Annotated in this window: 14 protein-coding genes; 4 read left to right on the top strand and 10 right to left on the bottom strand. The window is 71.4% G+C overall.

Translation table 11 applies throughout. From position 1 onward, the window contains the following. Positions 1-494 precede the first annotated feature (494 nt). Positions 495-1307, top strand: a complete 813-nt coding sequence (locus AC6JA9_RS09275) for a GvpL/GvpF family gas vesicle protein (RefSeq protein ID WP_497959517.1) — start codon at positions 495-497, stop codon at positions 1305-1307. On the opposite strand, the gene AC6JA9_RS09270 is transcribed toward AC6JA9_RS09275, so the two are convergent. The 5 genes from AC6JA9_RS09270 to AC6JA9_RS09250 are packed head-to-tail and all read right to left on the bottom strand — an operon-like array spanning position 1290 to position 7368. Next, positions 1290-2384, bottom strand: a complete 1095-nt coding sequence (locus AC6JA9_RS09270; protein ID WP_223747826.1) for a hypothetical protein — start codon at positions 2382-2384, stop codon at positions 1290-1292. The two genes, AC6JA9_RS09275 and AC6JA9_RS09270, sit on opposite strands and share 18 nt — an antisense overlap. After that, a complete protein-coding gene (locus tag AC6JA9_RS09265) occupies positions 2381-4252 on the bottom strand; it encodes a motility-associated ABC transporter substrate-binding family protein (protein ID WP_223747825.1) in 1872 nt (623 codons plus the stop codon). The genes AC6JA9_RS09270 and AC6JA9_RS09265 overlap by 4 nt, the downstream gene beginning before the upstream one ends. Continuing rightward, positions 4249-4971, bottom strand: coding sequence for an ABC transporter permease (locus tag AC6JA9_RS09260; RefSeq protein ID WP_141329342.1), 723 nt, complete (start codon positions 4969-4971; stop codon positions 4249-4251). The genes AC6JA9_RS09265 and AC6JA9_RS09260 overlap by 4 nt, the downstream gene beginning before the upstream one ends. After that, positions 4968-5897 carry an ABC transporter ATP-binding protein gene (locus tag AC6JA9_RS09255; protein WP_141329344.1) on the bottom strand — a complete coding sequence of 310 codons (930 nt, stop codon included), beginning with the start codon at positions 5895-5897 and terminating at the stop codon, positions 4968-4970. The genes AC6JA9_RS09260 and AC6JA9_RS09255 overlap by 4 nt, the downstream gene beginning before the upstream one ends. Before the next feature lie 52 nt (positions 5898-5949). After that, the gene (locus tag AC6JA9_RS09250; protein ID WP_267697569.1) at positions 5950-7368 is read right to left on the bottom strand and encodes a TIGR01777 family oxidoreductase; all 1419 of its coding nucleotides are present in this window, start codon (positions 7366-7368) and stop codon (positions 5950-5952) included. 31 nt (positions 7369-7399) lie between these two features. On the opposite strand from AC6JA9_RS09250, the gene AC6JA9_RS09245 reads away from it, so the two are divergent. From AC6JA9_RS09245 to AC6JA9_RS09235, 3 genes are all read left to right on the top strand, one after another. Next, positions 7400-8371, top strand: a complete 972-nt coding sequence (locus AC6JA9_RS09245; protein ID WP_426747791.1) for an L-threonylcarbamoyladenylate synthase — start codon at positions 7400-7402, stop codon at positions 8369-8371. A gap of 588 nt (positions 8372-8959) precedes the next feature. Beyond that, complete coding sequence (locus AC6JA9_RS09240) at positions 8960-9547, top strand: hypothetical protein (protein WP_223747822.1); 588 nt, start codon at positions 8960-8962, stop codon at positions 9545-9547. Between the two features lie 182 nt (positions 9548-9729). Beyond that, the gene (locus tag AC6JA9_RS09235; RefSeq protein WP_223747821.1) at positions 9730-10752 is read left to right on the top strand and encodes a hypothetical protein; all 1023 of its coding nucleotides are present in this window, start codon (positions 9730-9732) and stop codon (positions 10750-10752) included. Here the strand turns inward: AC6JA9_RS09235 and hemH are convergent. From hemH to treY, 5 genes are all read right to left on the bottom strand, one after another. Continuing rightward, positions 10700-11791 (bottom strand): ferrochelatase, encoded by a 1092-nt coding sequence (gene hemH / locus AC6JA9_RS09230; protein WP_223747820.1) that lies wholly within the window; start codon positions 11789-11791, stop codon positions 10700-10702. The two genes, AC6JA9_RS09235 and hemH, sit on opposite strands and share 53 nt — an antisense overlap. Then, positions 11791-12177 carry a Co2+/Mg2+ efflux facilitator ApaG/CorD gene (apaG, locus tag AC6JA9_RS09225; protein WP_223747819.1) on the bottom strand — a complete coding sequence of 129 codons (387 nt, stop codon included), beginning with the start codon at positions 12175-12177 and terminating at the stop codon, positions 11791-11793. Before apaG ends, hemH begins: the two co-directional genes overlap by 1 nt. A 67-nt stretch (positions 12178-12244) precedes the next feature. After that, the gene (locus AC6JA9_RS09220; RefSeq protein WP_223747818.1) at positions 12245-13195 is read right to left on the bottom strand and encodes a TerC family protein; all 951 of its coding nucleotides are present in this window, start codon (positions 13193-13195) and stop codon (positions 12245-12247) included. Positions 13196-13318: 123 nt separating this feature from the next. Beyond that, positions 13319-15457 (bottom strand): glycogen debranching protein GlgX, encoded by a 2139-nt coding sequence (glgX, locus tag AC6JA9_RS09215; RefSeq protein WP_223747817.1) that lies wholly within the window; start codon positions 15455-15457, stop codon positions 13319-13321. Further along, positions 15454-18555 carry a malto-oligosyltrehalose synthase gene (gene treY / locus AC6JA9_RS09210; protein WP_483577198.1) on the bottom strand — a complete coding sequence of 1034 codons (3102 nt, stop codon included), beginning with the start codon at positions 18553-18555 and terminating at the stop codon, positions 15454-15456. The genes glgX and treY overlap by 4 nt, the downstream gene beginning before the upstream one ends. Between the last annotated feature and the right edge of the window lie 67 nt (positions 18556-18622).

Genomic DNA, 18622 nt, shown 5'->3' with positions numbered 1-18622 from the left:
CGGGGGTCTCCGCGTCCCGCGCCGCGCCTCCGCGGACCTCCGTTGCTCCCGACACGCCCGCGCGTGGCGGCAAGGCGGAGCGGCCCGAGCCGCGAGCGACGACGCTGTCCCGTGGGAGCAAGGCCGCTGTCACGCGAGAGGTGACGCCCACGTCCGATGTCTCTCCGGAGCTGGTGCCCTCACGCGGGAGCAAGGCTGCGTCCACACGGAGGCTGACACCCGCGAGTCGCGGCGCGGATGACAATACGGCCTTGGGGGAGGCAGCGCTCGCTCGCGGGAGCAGGACTGCCCACACCAGCTCGGACACGCTGACGCCCGACGTCCCGCCCCAGGTGATGCCCGAGAGCCACATCGTCGGTGTGACACCCGACGGTTCGCGGGACGTAGCGCTGCTCGAGAGCACCGGGGGGGCCGTCATCCTGAGTGAGGCCGCTCCCGCGCGAGGCGGCGACAGCCCTCGCCCCATGCGGTCCGCAGCCCCAAGCACTCGGGCGGTGCCGGCCGACCCTCAGGGCAAGAGCGCTCGCCCCCAGCCGGAAGCGCCCACGGCCGAGGAGCTCGCGGGGCCCCAGTATCTCTACGGCGTGGTGCGCGCCGACGGCCCGCTGGACTTCGGTCCCATCGGCCTGGGCATGCCGCCCTGCCACGTGCGCGCCGTGCGCGAGGGGGGGCTGGCCGCGCTGGTGTCCTCCACGCCTTCGCGCAGGGTGGACCCGACGCGGGCCCATCTGCTGGCGCACCAGCGCGCCGCCGAGGTGGTGCTGCGCGAGCACACGCTGCTGCCCGTGGCCTTCGGCACCGTGCTGGGCTCGGAGGCCGACGTGCGCGCCATGCTGCGCTCCACGCAGGAGGCGCTCACCTCCGTGCTCACCGCGCTGGAGGGCAAGGTGGAGCTGGGGCTCAAGGTGCTCTACCACCGCGAGCACCTGAACCGACGCATGGAGCTGGAGGACGAGGCGCTGCGTCGGCGCGGGGACGAGTCGGAGGCCGAGCACGAGCAGCGACTGGGGCGCGCGGTGGAGCTGCGCGCCGCGCTGGACATGGCGGCCATGCTGGAGGGCCTGCGCCCGCTGGCGGCGGCGTCTCGCACCGACGCGCCCGTGGGCGAGCGCATGCTGCTCAACGCGGCCTTCCTCGTCGCCCGGCGCGACGGCCCCGCCTTCGAGGCGAAGGTCCGGATGCTCGCGGCGCGCTCGGACCTCTACACCTTCCGCTTCACCGGCCCCTGGGCGCCGTACAGCTTCGTCGACGTGCGACTGGGCCGCGCCGACGCCCCGGAGCCCCGGGGGTCACGGACCGCCGGCTGAGGACACCGGCGTCGTCACCCGCGCGGCCTCGGCGGCCAGCGGGTCCACGCCCGCGTGCAGCCGGACCCACCCTGGCGTGTGCTCGGTGCGCGCGTAGAAGCCATCCGTCGCGCGCGCCACCGTCAGCTCGCCCACCGGCTTGCCGCCGCGCCGGTACTCCACGCGGAAGGACTCCTTCGGCTCGCCCCCCGGAGGCTGCTCGTCGCGGCCCAGCAGGTCCAACGGCACCAGCCGCCAAACGCGGTCATGCCAGTTGCGGGTGAACTCGTCGGGCTTGTCCGGCGACTCCTCCGGCGAAAGCGTCACCGGGTTGGGCGCCTTGCCGCTCGCCACGAACGCGCGCGACGAGCCGCCCGACGAGATGACCACCGAGTCGAACTCGCCCAGGTCGAAGACATGCAGCCGCCGGTCGACCAGGCGCGTCGTCGCGTTCTCCAGGTCCGGCAGCAACGCGGGGCCGAGCAGGAACACCTGTCCGTCCGAGTCACGGCGCAGGTACGGCGTCCCCCACCCGCCCGTCATCGACGCGAGCGTGAACGACTCCGTCCTGCCACCCAACGTCAGCGTCAGCTTGCGCTGCGAGCCCGTCAGCCCCACCTCCGCCAGCTTCTTCTCGTCGAGCACGCCCAACGAGCGCGTGGCACGCAGCGGAGCGAAGCGCGGATAGAGCTTCTGGGCGACCTCGTTGGCCCGCATGTCGCGAGGAGGCGGAGGCGGCTGCGCCGAGGGCTGCGTCCCCGCGTCGGCCGCCCCCTGTGCCAGCGCCGCGCCGGCGCCGCCATCCACGGACGTGCCACCGTCGGCGGACGCGTCGGCGACACCCTCCACCGGGGGCAGCGGCTTCGCGGGCTTGAAGCCCAGGCGGACCCAGAGCGCGTCCCGGTCCCGCGCGTCGCGGTACAGCTCCACGTAGCGCGCCTCGTCCTCGTAGCGCACCTTGTCCAGCGCGCGCGCCGGCAGCTCCACCACCGTCACGTCACCAGGGGCGCCCGCCGGAGCGCGCTGCCACACCAGGTAGGCGGCCACCAGCGCCACCACCGCGAGGGCGCCCTGCAGGGCCAGGTCCCGGGCCTTCATTGCTCACCTCCCGCCGCCACGCTGGCGCGCGGAGCACGGCGGCCCCGCCGCCGCGTCGTCACGAAGCCCACGGCCAGCACCAGCGCCGGCGCCAGGAACACGGTGGCGTAGAACCACGCCACGTCCTGCTCGCGGGTGTGCTGGATGGGCACGTCCTCCTCCGACGACACCGCGCCGGCGACGGCCTCTTCGCCCGTCAGCCACCGCAGGGTGTCCACCGCGAGGTACGCGTTGCCCATGTTGGGCAGCACCACGTCGCTCACCACGTCCGCGTCCGCCATCACCACCGCGCGCATCGGCTCCTTGCCCTTGGCGGCGGGCTCCTCCACAGCCACCACCAGCGGCCAGGTGCGGCGCATCTCGCCCGGGTCCGGGCTGAAGTTGCCGTTGGCGTCCGCGAAGGTGGCCCCATGCGCGCGCACGGAGATGTCGTGCATGACGCCGTTGGGCAGCGGCTGGAGCTGGTCCAGCGCGCCCGCGCCCAGGAAGGCCACGGGGGACTGGCCCGCCATCGCGGACAGCGACGTGACGGACGGGTGCGAGCTGAAGCTCGCCGTGCCCAGGTTGCCACGGTCGCTCTGCTGACGGGCGGTACGGAAGTACACCTGGTCGTTCGCCAGCGGCGTGCCGAGGTACTTCAGCCCCATGGGCGCGAGCAGCGCCTCGAAGCTGGGGCCCTCCGGCTCCAGCGCCATCCACAGCCGACCGCCCCGTGACAGGTACTCGCGCACCGCGGTGAGCTCCTCGGGGAGGAAGTCGCGCGTGGCGCCCATCACCACCAGCGCCGCCGCGTCCCCAGGCACCTCGCGGCCCAGTCCCTCCGCGACGCCCAGCGGACGCACGTCCACGTTCTGCGCGCGCAGCAACTCCTTGAGCTGCGCCACGGACGGCTTCGGCATCTCCCCGGGCACCGGCCGCGTCTCCGCGCGCTCGCCATGGCCCGCGGTGAAGTAGACGACGCGGCGGGGCCTGGCCACCGTCAAGAGGCGCCGCTGCACCTCCTGGTCCAGCCGCTGCAACTGTCCCCGCGCGCGGTCCAGCTCCAGGCCCACCGTGAAGGGCTCCTTGCGCTCACCGCGCGCCAGGACGATGGTGCCGTTGTTGTGCACGCCGAGCGTCTTCGCGCGCGCGGGCTCCACCGCCTGGTCCAGCCGCTCCACGCTGAGCAGCCCCGGGCTCTCCACCGACAGGTCGCGGAAGTACTGCCCCACCGCCTCGCCCACCTCGTTCGCGGGCGGGAAGAAGAGCATGACCTGGAGCGGCTCGTTGAGCCCGCGCACCACCTTGCGCGTGGAGTCCCCGGGCTTCGCCGTGCGGAAGTACGACAGGTCCCAGGTCGTGTTCGCCTGCGTGACGACGTACATGGTGGCGAACGCGAACACGAGCACGAAGGACAGCCCCAGCCCCGAGTACAGCGCGCTGCGGGCCCGGCCCGTCTCCATCACCGGCGCGCGCGCCATGGCCTGCGTCGCGACCTCCACCAGCGCCAGCGGCACCAGGCAGCACGCGAGCAGCGCGGGGAACAGCGCCGCCAGCATCACCGCCAGCTTCGGCGCCTTCTGCGACAGGGGGGCGTCGAACAGGGACAGGCCCAGGTCCGACTGGAGGAAGTAGAGCCCCAGCGCCAGAAGCCCCAGCCCGTACAGGCCCAGCACCCAGCCATCCACGCGGCGACGGTCGAGGCTCGCGCCGCGCGAGCCCACGAACCGCCACGCCGTCGCGCCCACCGCCAGCGCCACGCCGAGCCCGGAGAAGAGCCCGCGGCCCGTCCCCACGCCCAGGATGCGCTCGCCGATGAAGACGGCCAGCAGGCCCGCCACGAAGGCCAGCGTCGCCATGAGCCCGCTCCCCGAAGTGCGCGCGCTCATCGCCACCTCCGCGCCTCGAGCACCCGCGTGGCCGCGAACAGCGCCACGTAGGTGACCACCAGGTAGTAGACGACGTCACGCACGTGCACGAGCCCCGATTGGAACGGCGGGAAGTGCTGGTTCCACAGCGACATCGCGCTGAACACGTCCGCCAGCGGCTGCTCCGTGATTCGCGCGAGCAACCAGCAGAGGATGAGCGCCACCAGCATCACCGCGGACGTAATCGCCGCGAGCAGCTGGTTCTTCGCCAGCGCCGAGCCGAACGTGCCCACCGCCAGGGACGCGCTGCCCAGGAGCAGCAACCCCAGGTAGCCGGCGCCCACGTGGCCCCAGGACACCTTGCCGTTCACCAGCACCAGCACCGGCATGTACAGCGTGCACAGCACGTACAGCGCCAGGAACGCGAAGCCCGCCAGGAACTTGCCCAGCACGATGTCCCTGTCGCGCAGCGGCGAGGAGTACAAGAGGGGCAGCGTGCCCGTCTGTCGCTCCTCGGCGAGCAGGCGCATGGAGATGAACACCGAGGCGACGATGGTGAAGCCGCTCGAGTAATAGAAGAACTGCGAGAGCACCTCGGCGGAGCGCTTGCTCGCGCCGCCCAGGGCGTACGCGTTGAAGAACAGGCCGTTCAACGCGAGGATGACCGCGATGACGACGTAGCCGCTGAGCGTGCGCAGGTAGCCGGACAGCTCGCGGCGGGCGATGAGCAGCGCCTTCACGCGCGCACCTCCTGACCATGCGTCAGCTTGAGGAAGATGGACTCCAGGTGTCCCGCGCCCACGTCCAGTCGCAGCAGCTCCAACCCCGCCCCCACCACCGCCTGCGCCACGCGCGGCCGCACGTCCGGCGACGCGCGCAGCGTCAGCGCCACCAGCCCGTCGCGGGCGCTGCCCACCTCCACCTCGCCGAAGGGCCGCAGCACCTCGACGGCGCGCGCGGAGTCGCCCCGCACCTCCACCTCGACGGAGCCTCCGCCGCCCATCTTCCGGCCCAGCTCCTCCTCCGTCCCCTGCGCCACCAGCGTGCCCTTGTGGATGATGAGCAGCCGGTCACACGTCTGGGAGATCTCCGGGAGGATGTGGCTGGAGACCAGCACCGTGTGCGTGCCCTTGAGGCCGCGGATGACGTCGCGCATCTCCACGATCTGCCGCGGGTCCAGGCCGCTCGTCGGCTCGTCGAGGATGAGCAGCGCGGGCTTGTGCACCAGCGCCTGTGCCACGCCCACGCGCTGACGGTAGCCGTGGCTGAGCGTGGAGATGAGCTCGCCGTCCACCTCGCGAAGCCCTGTCTTCTCCTCGGCCTCGCCCACGCGCGCGGGGGTGTCCCTGGCCGTCACGCCGCGCAGCTGCGCGACGTAGGCCAGGTACTCGCCCACCGTCATCTCCTCGTAGAGCGGCGGCACGTCCGGGAGGTAGCCGATGCGCTGGCGCACCTCGTGGGCGTTGCTCACCACGTCATGGCCGTCGATGACGACGCGGCCGGCGGTTGGCAACAGCACGCACCCCAGGACCTTCAGCGTCGTCGACTTGCCCGCGCCATTGAGGCCGAGGAAGCCGATGACCTCTCCCTGGCCGATGGTGAAGGCCAGGTCCCGGATGGCCGCGTGCTCACCGTAGTACTTGGTCAGCCCTTCGACCTGAATCATAGGGGGCCATTCCATCAGTCCCCCCAGGGGGGATTGTCAAGCCTCGAACCGCTCAGCCATGGCGGAACTCCGGGCCCGCCGTGGTGCGGCCGAGCGTGAAGCGCAGCGCCCCCTCCAGCTCCGGGAAGAGGAACGCGTAGCCGAGCCGCTCGGCGGCGTTGGGGAGCACCCGGGCACCCGACAGCAGGGCCTCCTGCCCCATCTGTCCGAAGAGCGTCCTGATGACGGCCGCGGGCATGGGCAGGAAGGCGGGCCGCCGCAGCACCCGGCCGAGCGTCCGGGCGAAGTCCGCCTGCCGCACCGCGCCCGGCGCCACGGCGTTGATGGGCCCCCGGGCCGCCGGGGTGAAGAGGCTGAAGTGGATGAGCCCCAGGATGTCCTCCATCGACACCCAGCCCATCCACTGGCGCCCCGAGCCGATGGGCCCACCGCCGCCCGCGAGGAACGCGGGCAGCATCTTCGCCAGCGCGCCATCCCGCGCGTCCAGCACCGGGCCGATGCGCAGGTGCACCACGCGGATGCCCGCGGCCTCGGCGGGCGCGGTGGCGGCCTCCCAGACGCGGCACACGTCCGCGAGGAAGCCCGTGCCCGGCGCGCTCTCCTCGGTGAGCGGCTCGTCACCCCGGTCGCCGTAGATGCCGCTGCCGGCCGCGCACACCAGCACGCGGGGCTTCTTCTTCATCTTCGCCAGCGCCTCGGCCAGCGTGAGCGTGCCCTCGGAGCGGCTCTTGAGGATGGCGTCCTTGTACTCGGGGGACCAGCGCTTGCCGGCGACATTGGCTCCCGCCAGGTGCACCACCGCGTCCACGCCCTCCAGCGCGTCGGTGTCCACCTGTCCCTTGTCCGGCGCCCACGCCACCTCGTGCCGCGAGGCGTCCGCCCGCCCTCGCACCAGTCGCTGGACCTGGTGGCCTCCGGTGGTGAGCAGCGGCAGGAGCGCCGAGCCGATGAGCCCCGACGCGCCGGTGACGGCCACGCGCAGCGGGCCCTGGTCCGCGAACGCGGCGTGGCGTCGCGCGTCCGTGAGCGTCACCCGGTGGCGATAGGCGAACATCCGCTCCAGGGTGTGGCGCGCGAAGCCGCCTCCGAGGAGCCGGCCTGGCGGGCCCATGGGCAGGACGTACTCGATTTCGTCCTCGAGGATGGAGGAGTGGGTGGCGGGCTCGGGCCACATGCGATGGGTGTGGACCCACTTCGAGAAGGGGCCGGACACCTGCGTGTCCTGGAAGAGGGAGCCCTCGACGTACGCGGTGTGCTCGGCCACCCAGCGTCGGGGGATGGGGCCCATGCGCATCCGCATGACGACGCGGGCGCCGGTGTGGATGCCGTCGCCGGTGCGCTCGAGCAGTTCCATCCGCTCCCATGGGGGCGTCAGCCGTGCGAGCGCCCCTTCCCGGGCATGCCAGGCGAACAGCTCCGTCGCGGGGATGGGCGCCCGACTGCGCGCTTCGAAGACGAGTGACTTGCTCATGACGCCTCCTGGCGCGACAGTGCGGCATCGCATGGTAAAGCCGGAGCTCGTCGAACGCGCGGTGGAAGTGCTGCGCAGTGGTGGTGTCATCGCCCTGCCAACGGAGACGGTGTATGGCCTGGCGGCCAACGCCGAGGACGAGCTGGCCGTGCGTCGTGTCTTCGCCATCAAGGGTCGCCCCGCCACCCATCCGCTCATCGTCCACCTGGCGGGTGTCGAGCACCTGACCTCGTGGGCCCGGGAGGCCCCCGAGGCCGCGCGTCGCCTCGCGGACGCCTTCTGGCCGGGGCCCCTCACGCTGGTGCTCCCGCGCACGCCGCGCGCCACGGACGCCATCACCGGAGGCCAGGACACGGTGGCCCTGCGCGTGCCCGGACACCCCGTGGCGCTCGCGGTGCTCAAGGCCCTGGGCGGCGGCGTGGCGGCGCCGAGCGCGAACCGCTTCGGACGGGTGAGCCCCACCACCGCGGAGCACGTGCGCGTGGACCTGGGGAGCGACGTGGACCTCGTGTTGGATGGCGGACCGTGCGACGTGGGCGTCGAGTCCACCATCGTCGATTTGAGCTCCGGCTCGCCCGCCATCCTGCGGCCAGGCGGACTGTCGGCCGAGGCCATCGAGCGGGTGTTGGGGCATCCGGTGCCGGTGCGCGTGGCCTCGAAGGTCCGCGTGTCGGGCTCGCTGGAGTCGCACTACGCGCCCCGCGCGGGCGTGGTGCTCGCGGAGCCCACAGAGGCCGCGGCCCGCGTGCGTGCATTGAGGGAGCAGGGGTTGAGCGTCGGCGTGCTCGGGCCGCGAGGGCTGGAGCTGCCAGGGGATGTGCCGCGCTTCGACGTGCCGGAGGACCCGGCGGGCGCGGCGCGCGTGTTGTACGCGAGGCTGCGCGAGGCGGACGAGAAGGGACACGACGTGCTCGTGGCCTGTCTGCCCTCGGCCAGCGGCCTGGGCATCGCGGTGCGCGACAGGCTCGCGCGCGCCGCCGCGCCTCGCACGCCCCATCACTGAGCGCTTCGGCCACCTCGGCCGGCACGCGCGTCCGGCACATGAGCGTGGCACAGACCTGCGGGCCCTCGAGCATGCCGGCGCAAGTGCATGCACTGACGTCACTCACGAGGCAGGGCGCACGCTCGAACCGTGGCACCACCCGAGCCGTGCGGTCCCTGGCACATCCGAGGCTTGGCGCACGCTCGAACCGTGGCACCACCCGAGCCGTGCGGTCCCTGGCACATCCGAGGCTTGGCGCACGCTCGAATCGTGGCACCACCCGAGCCGCGCGGTCCCTGACACATCCGAGGCAGGGCGTCTGAATCGACCTCGCGCCGCCTGCGCCGCGCGGCCCCTGGCACATCCGAGGATTGGCGCCTGACGACCTCGCACCGCCTGCGCCGCGCCTGGCACATCCGAGGCATGGCCCCTGACAACCTCGCGCCGCCTGCGCCGCGCAGCCCCTGGCACATCCGAGGATTGGCGCCTGACGACCTCGCGCCGCCTGCGCCGCGCGATATGCCGCGCGCGCTTCCGCGTTGTTCAGGACGTCCCGCGTATGAGGCGAGTCTCCCTCCGCACGCGGCCACACCCGGGAACGAGGCGACGATGACGATGACGAGACGGTGGCTCGCCGTTTGCGCGGGCCTGGTGGCGGTCGTGTGCGCATCCGGCTGCGCCAGCAGTCCTCAGAAGGCGCTGCTCGGTCGGACCAGCGGGCTCGTCGTCTACGACCTGCCCGCCATGCAGGTGATGAAGGCCGCGGAGGCGGAGCTCGGGGAGCGCGGCTACGCGCTGCTGCCCAGCACCGACCCCTACTTCCTCCAGACGCCGTGGAAGGTGAGCGGCAACTACGACATGGGCTCCAGCTGGTCGCGCCTCTACGTCGAGGGCCGCGTCCGCGCGGACGGGCGCTTCGTCGTGCGCGCCTACGAGATGGCCGCCACCACCTTCGCCAGGACACAGGCGCTGCCCTTCGGCCTGCGCCAGACGACGAGCGCCACCATCGACGACAAACCCAACGCCACCCCCGCCGAGCTCATCGCCTCCGAACCCGAACTCCAGACGCGCTCCGCTCGCGCCAACATCCGCCGCAACCTGGACCTGGAGTGGGCCATCCTGGAGCGCCTCAACCCCGACTTCGCCAACAAGGTGAAGGAGCAGGTCGACCTCTACGTCGCCCACGAGCCCCGATGACGCATCCGGACAACCCTCGCGGCCCCCAGCAGCGCCGCGAGGGCACGTCCCCAGGGCCAGAGGCCCGCTCGGACCGTGACTCCACCCGGGCGCGCCGGGGGACACGCGGCCGGGTGACGGACTTGAATGAGGGGTGGGGCTCCGATATCCCGCGTGTACTCCCAGAGGAGCGTCCCCGCGTGATGCGAAGCCTGTTCGGACTGGTCGTCGCCCTGTCGTTGTCCGCCTGCAAGGAAGAACCCCGAGGCCAGCTCGAGCCCATTCCTCGTCCTCCGGGCCTGAAGGACGCCCCCGCCCCGGGAGCCGCGCCCACCGCCGCCGCCCAGCCTCCGGTGGACCCGTCCAAGGTCACCCTCCGCTGGAAGCTCGCCGCGAGCGCCCCCGTCACCTACCACCTGGACCTGGAGCGCTCCGGCGCCGCCCCCGCGCCGCAGGAGGCCGCCGAGGAGACGCCCGCCAAGGGCAAGAAGGGCAAGGGCAAGGAGGAGCCTGCTCCCCCGCGCGCCGCCGCCCCCGCCGCGTCCTTCCCCACCGGCTTCACCTACGTGCTGGAGCGCACCAACTCCGGCGACTACCGCCTGCGCGTGCTCCCCGAGGGCAAGGACACCACCGAGGACACGGGCGCGCTGAGCGAGCGCGGCTTCGTGCTCGACGGCCTCCAGGGCATCAACCGCAACATCGCCGCGCTGGTGCTGGAGCTGCCGCTCGCGCCCGTGGGCCCCAACGACACCTGGGCGCTGGGCACGGAGCTGCTCACGCACGACGCGCTGGGTCCCCTGTTCACCACCACCAAGACGGAGCGCCGCAACCGCGTGAAGCTCACCGCGCTCACCCAGGAGGGCGACGACCAGGTGGCCACGCTGGAGTACGACCTGCTCGAGCAGCTCTCCGGCAAGGTGACCAGCCGCCGCGCCCCGCCCGCGGTGCCCGCGCGCGCGGACGACCCGGCCGAGGAGGACGCCGAGCCCGCCGACGAGTCCGCGGGCCCTCCCACCACGGACGCCAGCGCCGAGGTGCGCATCACCGGCAAGGGTGAGTTCCTGGTGAAGGCCGGCCGGTGGCGCACGTGGGAGGGCACCATCGCGTCGTCCTCGCGCGGGCCCTTTCCCACCAACGCCCTGCAGGTGCCGCCCGGCACGGTGAAGCTCAAGCTCACCGCGCGGGAGTCGGTGCCCCCCGCGGCCACGGCGAAGCCCCAGCAGTAGCCGCGCCGTCGGACTCGCGCACCATCCGCACCACCGCGTCCACCCACGTCGGGTGGGCGTTGAGCGAGGGGACGAGCGTCAACGACTCGCCCCCCGCCTCGACGAACTGCTCGCGGGCGCGCATGCCCACCTCCTCCAGCGTCTCCAGGCAGTCGGCGACGAAGGACGGGCACATCACCGCCAGCCGCTTCACGCCCTGCTTCGCCAGCTCCGGCAGCACCAGGTCCGTGTAGGGCTTCACCCACGGCGTGCGCCCCAGCCGAGACTGGAAGGACACGCTGAAGCCGCCCTGGGGAAGTCCCAGCCGCTCGACAATCCCCCGCGTGGTGGCGAAGCACTGGGCGCGGTAGCAGTGCCGGTTGGCGTCCGTGAGCGCGTCGCAGCACCCTGCGGACGCGAAGCAGTGCTGGCCCGACGTGTCCGTCTTGCGCACGTGCCGCTCCGGCACGCCGTGATAGCTGAAGAGCACGTGGTCCGCGCGGGCCTCGGCAATCACCGGCCGCGCGACCTCCGCGAAGGCGTCCAGGAACGACGGGTGCCCGTGGAAGGCCGGAACCGCGCGCACGTTGGGCACGTCCCAGCCGCTGGAGAGCACCTCGTACACGCGCGCCAGCGACGACGCCGACGAGGACGTGGCCTCCTGCGGGTACAGCGGCAGCACCGTGAAGTCCGACACGCCGCGCGCGCGCATGGCCGCCACGGTGTCGGGGATGGACGGGCTGCCGTAGCGCATGGCCAGCGCCACGTCGTACTCGTGGCCCAGCTTCTCGCGCACCGCCACCTCCAGCGCCCGGCTGTACACGAGCAGCGGCGAGCCCTCCGGCATCCACACCTTGCGGTACGCCTCCGCGCTCTTGGCGGGCCGCGTGGGCAGGATGATGAGGTTGAGCAGCATCCAGCGCCCCACCGGGTGGATGTCCACCACGCGCGGGTCGCTCAGGAACTCGCGCAGGTAGCGCCGCACCGGCCCGCTGTGGGGCGCGTCCGGCGTGCCCAGGTTGACGAGCAGCAACCCTCGCTTGTTCGCGGGCGTGTTCATCAGTGCAGGGCGTTGGGCAGCGTGAGGGCGAACTCGGCGATGCGCGCATCGAAGTGCGAGCCGTCCGGGCGCTCCATGTCGTAGCTGCCGCGCATCGTCCCGAAGGGCGTGCGCAGCATCGCCCAGCTCGTGTACTCGAAGCGCTCGCCCGGGGCCACGCGGGGCTGGCGGCCCACCACGCCCTCCCCCTTCACCTCCTCCACCTTCCCGGAGGCATCCGTGATGACCCAGTGCCGCGCCTTGAGCTGCGCGGGCGCCTCCCCCTCGTTGACGATTTCCACCGTGTACATGAACGCGTACTGCCCCGACTCGGGCGAGCTGCGCTCGGGCCAGTAGGCCGGCTTCACGGTGATTTTGATGCCATCAGTGGTGGCGCTGGAAGACATGCCTCCACATTTGAAGGCAAGGCCCCCGGGTTGCAAGCAAAACCCCGGCGCCCCCCCGCCCCCGGGCTCAGGTCTTGGCGCTCTCCCGGTCCTGACCGGGCTCCGGGCTCTTGGGCCAGATGAGCGAGGCGATGATGGCCAGCAGGAGGATGCCGCCAATCACGCCCAGCGACAGGCCGATGTGGATGTGGATGTCGAAGAACGTGATGAGCATCTTCACGCCCACGAAGGCCAGGATGGCGCTCAGCCCCAGCTTCAGCAGGTGGAACTTCTCCATCAGGCTGGCCACGACGAAGAACAGCGAGCGCAGGCCGAGAATCGCGCACACGTTGGACGTGTAGACGATGAACGCGTCCTGGCTGATGCCCAGCACCGCGGGGATGGAGTCCAGGGCGAAGAGCAAGTCCGTGGCCTCCACCACCAGCAGCACGATGAACAGCGGCGTCACCTTGCGCCGGCCGTCCTCGGTGACGAAGAAGCGGCTGCCTTCGCCCATGCGGGCCACCGGCAGCACCCGGCGCGCGAGCTTGACGATGCCCTGCTGCTCCGGGTCGATCTCCTCGTCCTTGGAGAAGAGCATCTTCAGCGCGGTGAAGACCAGGAAGGCGCCGAACAGGTAGATGAGCCAGTGGAAGCGCGACACCAGCGCCGTGCCGGCGATGATGAGCACCGCGCGCATGACGAACGCGCCCAGGATTCCCCAGAACAGCACCCGGTGCTGGTGCTCGGGCGCCACCCGGAAGTAGCTGAACACCAGCAGGAAGACGAACAGGTTGTCGACGGAGAGCGAGTACTCCACGACATACGCCGTCACCCACTGGAGCGCGGGCGTGCTGCCGGAGAAGTACCAGATGCCTCCGCAGAACGTCAGGCTGATGGTGATCCACACCAGCGTCCAGATGCCCGCTTCCTTGGGCGTCACCGCGTGGTCCTTGCGGTGGAACAGCCCGAGGTCCACGGCGAGCATCGCCAGGACGAAGAGGTTGAAGCCCACCCAGAGCGCGACTTGCGTATTCACGTATGAATCCTGTTTCAGGAACGGCGGGCGCACCCTAGCGGCGGCGCGTCCGGGCGTCGACACTTCCGTGTAACCGCCCAGGCCCCCACCTGGAGGCCCGGCCCACCGTCCCCGCCCGCGGCGCTACTCCGTCGACGGCCGGCGCAGCACCATCAACGAACGCCCCGCGACCTGCACCTTGCCACCCGCCGGTGTGTGGGCGTGCTGGGACTCCTCCGACGTGGATGTGTCCACCACCTGCTCCCAGTCCGCGCCCCACTCGAGCGCCGGCAGCAGGAAGCTGATGGGCTCGTGGTGGGCGTTCATCAGCACCAACAGCGTGTCACCGACAATCCGGTTGCCCTCGTCGTCCGGCGCGGCGATGGCGTCCCCGCCCAGGAGGATGGCGAGCGAGCGCACATAGGGCTTCTCCCAGTCGTCCTTGCGCATCTCCTTGCCGTCCGGCCGGAACCACGCCAGGTCCTTCAGCTCGCTGTCCCACATGTGGGCGCCGCGGAAGAAGCGGCGCTTGCGCAGCACGGGCTGCTCGCGGCGCAGGCGCGTCAGCCGGCAGGTGAAGTCCAGCAGCGCGCGCTGGGTGTCGTCGAGCTCCCAGTTCACCCAGGACAGGGCGTTGTCCTGGCAGTAGGCGTTGTTGTTGCCCTTCTGGGTGCGGCCCATCTCGTCGCCGGCCACCAGCATGGGCACGCCCTGGGACAGGAAGAGCGTAGCCAGGAAGTTGCGCTTCTGCTGCTCGCGCAGGGCGTTGATTTTGACGTCGCCCGTCTCGCCCTCCACGCCGCAGTTCCAGGAGTGGTTGTCGTTGCCGCCGTCGCGGTTGTCCTCGCCGTTGGCCTCGTTGTGCTTGTCGTTGTAGGTGACCAGGTCGTGCAGCGTGAAGCCGTCGTGCGCGGTGACGAAGTTGACGCTCGCGGAGGGCTTGCGGCCCGACAGCGCGTACAGGTCCGAGCTGCCCGTGAGCCGGTAGCCGATCTCCGCCGCCTGCCGGTCATCGCCCTTCCAGTACCGTCGGATGGTGTCGCGGTACTTGCCGTTCCACTCGCTCCACAAGACGGGGAAGTTGCCCACCTGGTAGCCGAAGTCGCCCACGTCCCACGGCTCGGAGATGAGCTTCACCCGGCTGAGCACCGGGTCCTGGTGGACGATCTGGAAGAAGGCCGCGCGGGTGTCGTAGCCGTGCCGGTCGCGCCCCAGCGTGGTGGCCAGGTCGAAGCGGAACCCGTCCACGTGCATCTCTTCCACCCAGTAGCGCAGGCTGTCGGCGACCAGCTTCAGCGCGTACGGATGCGTGGCGTTCCACGAGTTGCCCGTGCCGGTGACGTCCAGGTAGTAGCGCGGGTCCTTCTCCGTCAGCCGGTAGTACGCGCCGTTGTCCAGGCCCTTGAAGGACAGCGTGGGCCCCAGCTGGTTGCCCTCGCAGGTGTGGTTGTAGACGACGTCGAGGATGACCTCGATGCCCGCCTTGTGCAGCGCCTTCACCATCCCCTTGAACTCGTCCACCTGGGAGCCCGGGCCTCCCGGGGCGCTGTAGCGCGCGTCCGGCGCGAAGTAGCCCAGCGTGCTGTAGCCCCAGTAGTTGGTGAGTCCGCGCTCGACGAGGAACGGCTCGTCGACGATGTGGTGGATGGGCAGGAGTTCCACCGCGGTGACGCCCACCTTCTTCAGGTGCTCGAGGGTGGCCGGGTGCCCCAGGCCCGCGTAGGTGCCGCGCAGGGCCTCCGGCACGCGGGGGTTGAGCTTCGTGAAGCCCTTGACGTGCAGCTCGTACAGGACGGTCTGGTGCCACGGCACGCGCGGGTGGGTGTCCCCCTCCCAGTCGAACGTGTCCTCGAGCACCACGGCCTTGGGCACACCCGCGGCGTCGTCCTGCTTGTCCTGGACCAGGTCCTCGTCCTTGCCGCCCTGGACGTGGCCATAGATGGGCGCGCGGTAGTCCACCTGCCCGTGGATGGCGCGGGCATAGGGGTCCACCAGCAGCTTGTGCGGATTGAAGCGGAAGCCCTTCTTGGGCTCGAACGGCCCGTGCACGCGCAGGCCGTACAGCGTGCCCGGCTTCAGGTCGGGCACGTACCCGTGGAACACCTGGTGCGTGGTCTCCAGGAGCGGGAAGCGGCGCGTCTCGCGCGTGGGCTCCTGTGCGTCGTAGAGGCAGACCTCCACCTTCTTCGCGTGCTCGCTGAACACCGCGAAGTTGACCCCGTGCCCGTCATACGTGGCGCCCAGGGGGAACGGCTTCCCTGGAAGCACCTCGGCCCTCCTCATCCCGTGCTCCTCTCCAGCAGCACCACCGGGAACCGCTCCAGGAGCGGCGCGAGGGGCAGCACCACGCCACCCGCACCACGCTCGGGCCGCACCTGTCGCCCGGTGAAGACATCGCGGAACATCATGCCCGCATATGCCTCGGGAAGGTCCAGGAACGTGTCGGCATAGGCGCCGGAGAGCCCCTGGGGCGACTCCAGGGCCTCCAGCACGTAACGCGGCGCGCACACCACCACGCCCGCGTCGTCCAGCTCGCGCGCGAAGGCCACCGCCGCCTGGGCGCGGGGCCCGGACAGCTCCAGCGCCCGGTAGCCGCCCCGCCGGAACAGGTCCTGCTGACGCTGGCGCAGCCGCAGCCCGTGGGCCAGGAGGAAGAGCTTGGCCCGCCCGTCATCCAGGCCCGCCACCAGCCGCGAGCACAGCCCGGGCGCGTCCTCTCGCGCCTGCGCGTCCAGCTCCTCCAGGAGCCGTGAGCGCAAGGTGAAGTCCACCGGCCGCCGGTTGTCCGGGTCCACCAGGGACAAATCCCACAGCTCGCAGCCCTGGTACGTGTCCACCACGCCGGGCGACGCGAGCTTGAGGACCAGCTGCCCCAGGGCGTTGTGCTGCCCCGCGCGCTCGATGCGGCGCTTGAAGACGCGCACCTCCTGCAGGAAGCCCCCGCCCTTCTCCTCGTCGAAGCACGCGTCCACGAAGGCCGCCACCGCGTCGTCATAGGCGCCGTCCGGGTTGGTCCACGAGGTGCGGACCTTGGCCTCCTTGATGGCCTTGGACATGTACTCGCGCATCCGGCGGTGGAAGTCGGCCCGGGCCTCGGGCGACAGCGCCTCCCCCATGGGCCAGGCGCCCACGAGCGTCTGCAGGAACAGGTACACGTCGTTGGCGCTGGGGGCCGCGCCGGACGGCAGGGCCTGCGCGAACTTCTCCGTCAGCCGCAGCCAGCGGCGCGCGAGCTTGCGCCACTCCTCGGGCAGCTCCGTCAGCACGTTGATGCGCGCGCGCACGTCCTCGCTGCGCTTGGTGTCGTGGGTGCTGGTGGTGAGCTGGCTCGCGGGCCAGTGCTCGGCGCGCTCCTGGTTGCGCAGGTGGAAGGTGGTGGTGCGCGTGCCGAAGCGCTCGGGCTCCCCGCCCACCTCGTTGAGGCTCACCAGCCGGTTGTAGATGTAGAAGACGGTGTCCTCCAGGCCCTTGGCCATGACGGGGCCCGTCACCTGCTGCAGCTTCATGGCGAAGCGCAGCATGACGGCGCGCTCGCGCTCGTCGGACTGGGGCGGGTACTGGCGCAGAAGGATGTCGCGCAGGAAGTCGAAGATGGACGCGTTGGTGGTGGCGTTGCGCTCCTTGGCGCGCTGGATGGTCCACTCCACGTACTGCACGTCGCGCGCGTCCAGCCCCGGCCGCCAGCCGTCCACGTACGTGCGGTACACGGGGAACAGCGCGATGAACTCCACCAGCGCGCGCCTGAGCGAGTTGAGCGTGAAGTCGCGCGTCCTGCGGCTCATCTCCGAGATGCGGTTGAGCTCGTGCGCCAGCACGTTGATCTCACTCGCCATGGACACGCGCATGATGAGCAGCTTCTTCTGGTAGACCAGCTCGGCGAAGTCGCCCTTCTCCCCGGTGAGCCGCTCGTACGTCTCCGTCAGGTGCGGCTCGGCCGCGGGGTGCACGAACACGCCGCTCACCGCGTTGGCGAAGCGGTAGCCGGTGGTGCCGTGCACCGCCCACGCCTCCGGAATGCGCTCGCGGCCGCCCTGAATCTTCTCCACCACCACGTACAGCGCCTTGCGCAGGACGCTGTCCGGAGACTGCGTCACCTCCGCGCGCCAGCGCTCCCTGAGCGCCGCCTCCACGCCCGGCCAGCGCGTGTCGTCCCCGGCCAGGTCCTGGAGGAACACCGCGTGCGCGCGCTCCACGAAGTAGCGCTCCTGCAGGTCCAGGAAGTACGCCGTCGGGTCGAACAGGCCGTCCGGATGGTCGATGCGCAGCCCGGTGACGCAGCCGTCGCGCAGCCAGCGGAACACCAGCGCGTGCGCCTCCTGGAACACCTCCGGGTCCTCCACGCGGATGGCCGCCAGCCCGTTGATGTCGAAGAAGCGCCGGTAGTTGATCTCCTCCCCCGCCACCCGCCAGTGCGCCAGCCGGTAGCTGCACGAGGCCAGCACCCGGTCCAACAGGTCGAACGAGCGCGGGTTGCCCGGCTCGCCGTTGAAGACGCGGATGTTGTCCTCGATGTACGCGGCGACCTCCGGGCTCTTCTCCACCACCGCGGCGAGCCGGCGCTTGATGACCTCCTTCTCGCGGTGGCGCTCCACGACGCGGGGGCGCTCCACCTCCGTGCGCAGCGGCAGGTGCTCGATGGCGGTGAGGATGGAGAGCAGCTCCACCATGGGCTCGGACTCCGCGCCCAGCTTCGCCTCCAGCCGCTCCAGCCCGTGGCGCAGCACGCGCCCGTATTGCCGGGGCGCCAGCGGCAGCAGGTGGTCGTAGTAGTTCACGAAGAAGGCGCCGTCGCGAAAGGACAGCTTCAGCTCGCCCTTCTCCAGCACCACGCCGTACTGGTCGCCGAGTATCGGCAGCAGCACCTTGTCGCGCAGCTCCTCCTTCACCGGCGACCAGTCGATGTCGAAGTACTTGGCGTAGACGGAGGACGGGCCGTTCTCCAGCACATCGAACCAGAGCGGGTTGCCGCGCTCGATGCCCATGTGGTTGGGCACCACGTCCAGCACCTGCCCCAGGCCGTGCTCCTGCAGCGTGGCGCACAGGGCCTGGTGGTCCTCGGTGGAGCCCACCTCCGGGTTGAGGTGCTGGTGGTCCACGCAGTCGTAGCCGTGGGTGCTGCCCGGCGTCGCCTTGAGGTAGGGGGACGCGTACAAGTCACTGATGCCCAGGCGGCGCAGGAACGGCACCACGTCGCGCGCCTGCTGGAAGGTGAAGCCCTGATGCAGTTGCACCCGGTAGGTGGACAGCGGCGTCCGGGGGCGCTCGACCAGCGCGTCCTTCACCCGCTTGAACAGGCCCTCGGCCAGGGCCTCGGCGCTCAAGGTGGCACCCGACGAGCCCGTGGGAGCCGTCCCCTCTTCTTCCAATCCGTCGCGGAGCATGGGGCCCAGAGGTAGGGCGCCGTCGCGCGCCGCGCCAGCACCCAGAGCGGCTTCCGACCTCCAGCCA

It is taken from the genome of Myxococcus sp. MH1 (assembly GCF_059738865.1).
The sequence above is the reverse complement of the archived record's forward strand: the minus strand, read 5'-3'. Positions and strand labels throughout refer to the sequence as shown.